General features: G+C 66.2%; 5 protein-coding genes. 2 read left to right on the top strand and 3 right to left on the bottom strand.

Annotated features, from left to right (window positions below; genetic code table 11):
* Positions 1 to 413: 413 nt before the first annotated feature.
* The gene (locus DBR20_RS03420) at positions 414 to 872 is read left to right on the top strand and encodes a cell wall hydrolase (protein WP_025878087.1); all 459 of its coding nucleotides are present in this window, start codon (positions 414 to 416) and stop codon (positions 870 to 872) included.
* Between the two features lie 86 nt (positions 873 to 958).
* Positions 959 to 1,570 (top strand): glutathione S-transferase N-terminal domain-containing protein, encoded by a 612-nt coding sequence (locus DBR20_RS03415; protein ID WP_108265181.1) that lies wholly within the window; start codon positions 959 to 961, stop codon positions 1,568 to 1,570.
* A 65-nt stretch (positions 1,571 to 1,635) separates the two neighbouring features.
* Here the strand turns inward: DBR20_RS03415 and DBR20_RS03410 are convergent, their stop codons facing one another.
* The 3 genes from DBR20_RS03410 to prpE form a co-directional block, all read right to left on the bottom strand.
* Positions 1,636 to 2,679, bottom strand: a complete 1,044-nt coding sequence (locus tag DBR20_RS03410; protein WP_108265180.1) for a suppressor of fused domain protein — start codon at positions 2,677 to 2,679, stop codon at positions 1,636 to 1,638.
* A 46-nt stretch (positions 2,680 to 2,725) separates the two neighbouring features.
* Entirely contained in the window at positions 2,726 to 3,229 is a 504-nt protein-coding gene (locus DBR20_RS03405; protein WP_108265179.1) for a hypothetical protein, read from the bottom strand.
* Between the two features lie 192 nt (positions 3,230 to 3,421).
* Positions 3,422 to 5,302, bottom strand: coding sequence for a propionate--CoA ligase (gene prpE / locus DBR20_RS03400; protein ID WP_108265178.1), 1,881 nt, complete (start codon positions 5,300 to 5,302; stop codon positions 3,422 to 3,424).
* Between the last annotated feature and the right edge of the window lie 202 nt (positions 5,303 to 5,504).

The raw sequence follows: 5,504 nt of genomic DNA, 5'->3' as shown, positions 1-5,504 counted from the left end.
GAACTGCAAGCCGCCGGCATCGCCGCACAGCTGATCGGCGGTGCCGATGTGGCCGCCGAACTCGATGCAAAACGTGCCATCGATCAGGGCAGCCGGGTCGCCGCCGCGCTCTGATCTACACCTGAATGGGGGCCGGAATGTGATTTCCGTCACCGGCCCCCAAGCTGAATGTCAAGCCGGACGATTCAGGATGCGTTCGGCAATGCCCCCCTACCTTGCGCCATCTTTCCGCTCACCAGCCAGTTTCCGGTGAGCCGGTGCGGACCCCGCCGATCGATCCACGATCGTGTTCTTGGGGCCGCCCACGGGGCAGCCCCGATGGCCGCCTCCCCATGACGCCAAGTCGTACCCCGCCTCCAGCAGCCTGCGCTGCCGGAACCGCTAGGTGCGTCCCACACGGAGCAAGGAGTTATATGAAACTGGCCTGGATTCTCTGGCTGTCGCAGTTGTTGCCGCAGCCGGCCGCTGATTCATTGTGTTTGAGCACCACCGTTTACCTGGAAGCCCGCGACCAGACCCTGCGTGGCCAGCAGGCCGTGGCCGAGGTCGCCCTGCGTCGCCTCGACAGCGGCCTCTGGGGCGACTCGATGTGCCAGGTGGTGACCGCGCGCAAGCAGTTCGCCCCCACCATCGTCTCCCCCGGCACCCAGCTGGGCAACGATGCGGCCTGGAGTGAAGCGATGGACGTGGCCTTCGACGCCGAGCGCAACTGGGCGCTGCCGGCCGGTGAGCGGCGCGAGATCGTGCCCGGTGCCAGCCACTTCGCTGCGCTGGCCATTGCCAGCCCGAACTGGCGCAACGCCTACCAGGTGGCCACCATCGGCGATCACACCTTCTACAAGGTGCAGAACCTCAAGCCCCGGCAGTCGTAACGATCCGTTGCCGGCGGCAGCGTTGCCGCGTGCGGCTGGGCTCTGGGATAGTGGGGGTTTCCCGCCACACCCCGCCTGGAGTTCCCATGAAGCTGTACAGCAAGCCCGGTGCCTGTTCCACCGCCGACCACATCGCCCTGCAGTGGACCGGCCAGCCGTTCGAGGTCGAACTGCTGAACAAGGACACCCTGAAGGGTCCGGAATTCCTCAAGATCAATCCGGCCGGCGCCGTGCCGGCGGTCGTCGATGGCGACTTCGTGCTGCTGCAGAACGCAGCGATCATGGGCTACATCGCCGACAGCTACCCGCAGGCCGGTCTCAGCGGCGATGGCAGCCCGCGCCAGCGCGCTGAAGCCACCCGCTGGCTGGCCTTCGTCAACTCCGACGTGCACCCGGCGTTCTCGCCGCTGTTCTCGCCGGGCAAGTTCATCGCCGATGAAGGGCAGTACGACGCGATCCGCGCCGCTGCACACAAGCGCCTGCGCGCGCTGTTCGAGACCGCCGACAAGCAGTTGGCCGACAAGCCGTGGCTGGCCGGTTTCCGCAGCTTCGCCGATCCCTACTTCTACATCACCCTGCGCTGGGCGGCCGGCACCAAGGTCGACCTGTCGGGCTTGGACAACCTGGCCGCCTACAAGGCGCGCATGGACGCCGATGCGGGCGTGCAGGCGGCGCTGAAGGCCGAAGGCCTGGCCTGATCGAACCGGGGTCGGATCCGTTCGCATCGCGAACGGCTCTGACCCCATCGGCTCCATCGACGCTGTCAGCCGATTTCGCGGATCACTTCGCCCTTCGCATCGCGAAGGAACGTCGGCACCACTTCAACCTGCAACGTGCTCGACACCGTGTAGGTTCCGCGTTCCGGCCGCACGTCCTGCCAGGCCTGCAACGCCGCGTCGTCCATCACCCAGCGCACGCTGTCGCCCTCGACCGTGGCGGCGCCATCGGTGGCAGGCATGAACTCCCACTGCCGTTCGCGGCTGACCAGCGTCAGTGACTTGCCGTGGCGCAGGCGCAGTGGCAGCAGTTCACCCACGCTGCCTACCTGCCCTGCCCCCAGCACCAGCGTGGTGATGTCCGCCGTCTGCCGCCAGTCCAGCGTCTCGATGAACAACATGCCTGTACTGGATCCCTCACGCTCGCTGCCGGCCTGCACCTGCGCGGCCAGCGCCGGATCGTCCAGCAGGTTGCCGCGATGCAGATCGGTGATCCACAACGGCATTGCCGGCTCGAGCACCTGCAGCACACCGCGCGTGGACCAGCGCTTGATCGCATCCATTTCCTCGTCGGTCAGCCCCACCACCTGCAGGAACTGCAGCTGCCCATTGGAGGTAACGCGCGCGGGCAACTGCGGATCGGCAATGAACGCCAGATGGCAAAGCCGGGTGTCGGTCTCCAGCGCGATCGGGCCGTTGGCGTTGAGGTGGTGTCCATCCTCGAACACATTGCCGCTGCTGAACACATAGCGCGCCAGATTCTGCAGCAGGTTCATCGGCCACGCCGGTGGCGTGCTGTCCGCATGCTCACCCTTGTCCGCAGCCAGACGGAACGTCAGCTCGAAGCCGTAGCCACTGGTGGCCGCATCGCTGCTCTCTTTTGCATACAGTTCCGACAGGCCGTAGGTGACGTAGTGCCAATGCGGAACCGGTGCTTCTGCCCAGTACACGCTGATGCCGTCGAGCGGATCCTGGCCACCCAGCGTGTACGGCAACGCGGTACCGAAGTGACGCGGCTCCTGGCCGGCGTACAGCGGCGCCAGCGCGGCATTGATCGCATCCCAACCGGGTGTATCGGTGTCGTCCTGCATGCGGGGCTCCTGGGCGGAAAAAGAGCGGACCACTTTACCCCGCGTGTCAGCCGGGCACGACCTCGGCAGTGACCGGTGCCAGCGACACCTGGATCTCCTGCCACCAGCGCTGTGCCAGCGCCGGGCTGCGCGCCTTGCCGATCGCGGTGATCATTTCCGGGCACAGCCGTTCCAGGGTGACCGCGTCGGCACAGCGCTCGATCTTCAGCTGCATGAAGTAGCCTTTCAGGCCGAGATGGCGGCGCACGGCATCGCTCATCGCGTCGTACAACTGCTGGTACAGCGCCGGATCCTGCTCGCGGCCGCTGCAGAGTCCGCGCTGCGGGGCAGGCTCGGCCCTGCCGCCGACCACTTCGATCAGGCCGAGTGCGGCCAATTGTTCCAGCGCATCCTGCGGTGCGCGCAGTCCCTCGAACAAGCCGCGCAGTTCGCTTTCATCGCGCTGGCCGTCAACCATCAACAGGATCGAACGCAGCGCCGCCGGCAGACGTCGGGCGCGGTCTTCGATCTCCTGGCGGCCAGCGGCCGTCTTGGCATGCAGCAGTGCCATAGCTCCCCCTTCCCTCGATGCGATACGCATGCGTGCCGTTGCGGGCACGCTCCCCGGGGCGAGCTTAGCGCACCGGTGGCGGCGAGGAAGCTGCGCTGCAGCACCGCTGGATCTCTGTAGAGCCGAGCCCATGCTCGGCTGCGTGTACCTGACCCGGGCAGCCGAGCATGGGCTCGGCTCTACAGGACCGGGTCAGCGCCCCAGCGCGCGGCGGATCTCTTCCAGCGCGCCCGGGTCGTCCAGCGTCGACAGATCGCCGGGATCGCGCTGCTCGGCCAATGCCTGCAGCGAACGCCGCAGCAACTTGCCCGAACGGGTCTTGGGCAGGGCGTTGACCACGTGCACGTGCGCCGGCCGCGCCACCGCCCCCAGCGAAGCGGTCACCGTGGCCATCATCTCGGCCACCACCGCAGCCGGGTCTTCGCCATCAAGGCCCTGCTTGAGCGTCACGAACACCAGCGGCACCTGCCCCTTCAACTCGTCCTTCACCCCGATCACCGCAGCCTCGGCCACGCGCGGGTGACTGGAGATGGCCTCTTCGATCTCACGCGTGCCCAGACGGTGGCCGGCCACGTTGATCACATCGTCGGTGCGGCCCAGGATGAAGGTGTAGCCATCGTCATCGCGGATGGCCCAGTCCAGCGAGCTGTACAGCAGTTCCTTGAAGTGGCTGAAGTAACTCTGCAGGAAGCGGCTGTCGTCATTCCAGACCGTGCTCATGCAGCCCGGCGGCAACGGCGGCGTCATCACCAGCACGCCCTTCTGCCCGGCAGCCACTTCTTCACCGGTGTTCTCGTCGATCACCTTCATCCGGTAGCCAAGATTGGGGAAACCCGGTGAGCCGAAACGCACCGGTTTCATGTCCAGCCCAGGCAGCAGGGTCAATGCCGGCCAACCGGTTTCGGTCTGCCAGTAGTTGTCGATGATCGGCTTGCCCAGCGCGTCGCTGATCCAGTGTGCGGTCGGTTCGTCCAGCGGCTCGCCGGCCAGGAACAGATACTTCAGCGCATCCAGGTCGTGCCGGTGGATGAAATCGGCATCGTGCTTTTTCAGCACGCGGATCGCCGTCGGCGAAGAGAACATCGTGCGTACGTTGTACTGCTCGCACAGCGCCCACCAGATACCCGGATCCGGGTTGGTCGGCAGCCCTTCATACAGCAGCGAGGTGCAGCCGCCGATCAACGGGCCATACACGTTGTAGGAATGGCCCACGGCCCAGCCGACGTCGGAGGTGGAGAACATCACCTGCCCCGGCTTGCAGTCGAACACGGTCTGCATCGACTGCGCCATCGCCACCGCATAGCCACCGACATCGCGCTGCACGCCCTTCGGCTTGCCGGTGGTGCCGGAGGTGTACAGAAGGTAGCTGGGCTCGCTCGACTCCAGCCATTGCACCGGCACATCGGTCTGCCCGATCTGCGCACGCAGGCTGGCGTACTCGACATCACGCCCTTCGATGCGGGGCTCGGCCGGATCCAGCCCGCGCGACACGATCAGCACATGCGGCGGCGGATTGCTGGCTTCGGCGCAGGCAGCATCGACCATCGCCTTGTACGGAATGAGCTTGCCGCCACGCATGCCGGCATCGGCGGCGATCAGCAGCTTCGGCTTGGCATCGTCGATGCGCAGCGCGAGGTTGTGTGCGGCGAAGCCACCGAACACCACCGAGTGCACCGCACCGATACGTGCACAGGCAAGCATGGCGAACACGGCCTCGGCCATGTTCGGCATGTAGATCACCACGCGATCCCCGTGGCCGACACCGAGATGTTTCAGCACGGCGGCGAAGTCGTTCACTTCGCGATACAGCTGGCGATAGGTGACTTCGCGGGTGCTGTTGGTTTCGGTGGAGATGGCGACCAGTGCGAGCTGGTCCGGGCGGTCGGCCAGATGCCGGTCGACGGCGTTGTAGCAGAGATTGGTTTCGCCACCGACGAACCAGCGCCGGAACGGCGGGTTGCTGTAGTCGAGCACCTGTTGCGGCGGCTTGTGCCAATGGATGCGCTTGGCTTCCTCGCCCCAGAATGACTCCGGCTCGTCGATCGAACGGCGGTAGGTTTCCTCGTAATTCATGACGCAGCCCTCCCAGACAAAGTCATGGTTCGAGCATAGTCCGGCGCTGGCGCGCGGGCCGCCCTACCTTGGTAGGGGGTGTGTTGCCGGCAGGGCTGCGCCCTGCACCCGCAGAGGCCGGAGCAACGGCAACGGCAAAAGCGTGCATTCCGTGGGATGGCGGGGAGGGGGCAGATGGCGGGGGACGCTGCAAGTACGTCCC

It is taken from the genome of Stenotrophomonas sp. HMWF023, assembly GCF_003060985.1.
In the GTDB taxonomy this organism is placed as follows: Bacteria; Pseudomonadota; Gammaproteobacteria; order Xanthomonadales; family Xanthomonadaceae; genus Stenotrophomonas; species Stenotrophomonas lactitubi.
This window is presented reverse-complemented; position numbering and strand designations above follow the sequence as displayed.

Bases quoted from the DNA above. Each gene is read 5' to 3' on its own strand.
- DBR20_RS03420 (WP_025878087.1), top strand. From the start codon at position 414: ATGAAACTGGCCTGGATTCTCTGGCTGTCGCAGTTGTTGCCGCAGCCG.
- DBR20_RS03415 (WP_108265181.1), top strand. From the start codon at position 959: ATGAAGCTGTACAGCAAGCCCGGTGCCTGTTCCACCGCCGACCACATC.
- DBR20_RS03410 (WP_108265180.1), bottom strand. From the start codon at position 2,679: ATGCAGGACGACACCGATACACCCGGTTGGGATGCGATCAATGCCGCG.
- DBR20_RS03405 (WP_108265179.1), bottom strand. From the start codon at position 3,229: ATGGCACTGCTGCATGCCAAGACGGCCGCTGGCCGCCAGGAGATCGAA.
- prpE (WP_108265178.1), bottom strand. From the start codon at position 5,302: ATGAATTACGAGGAAACCTACCGCCGTTCGATCGACGAGCCGGAGTCA.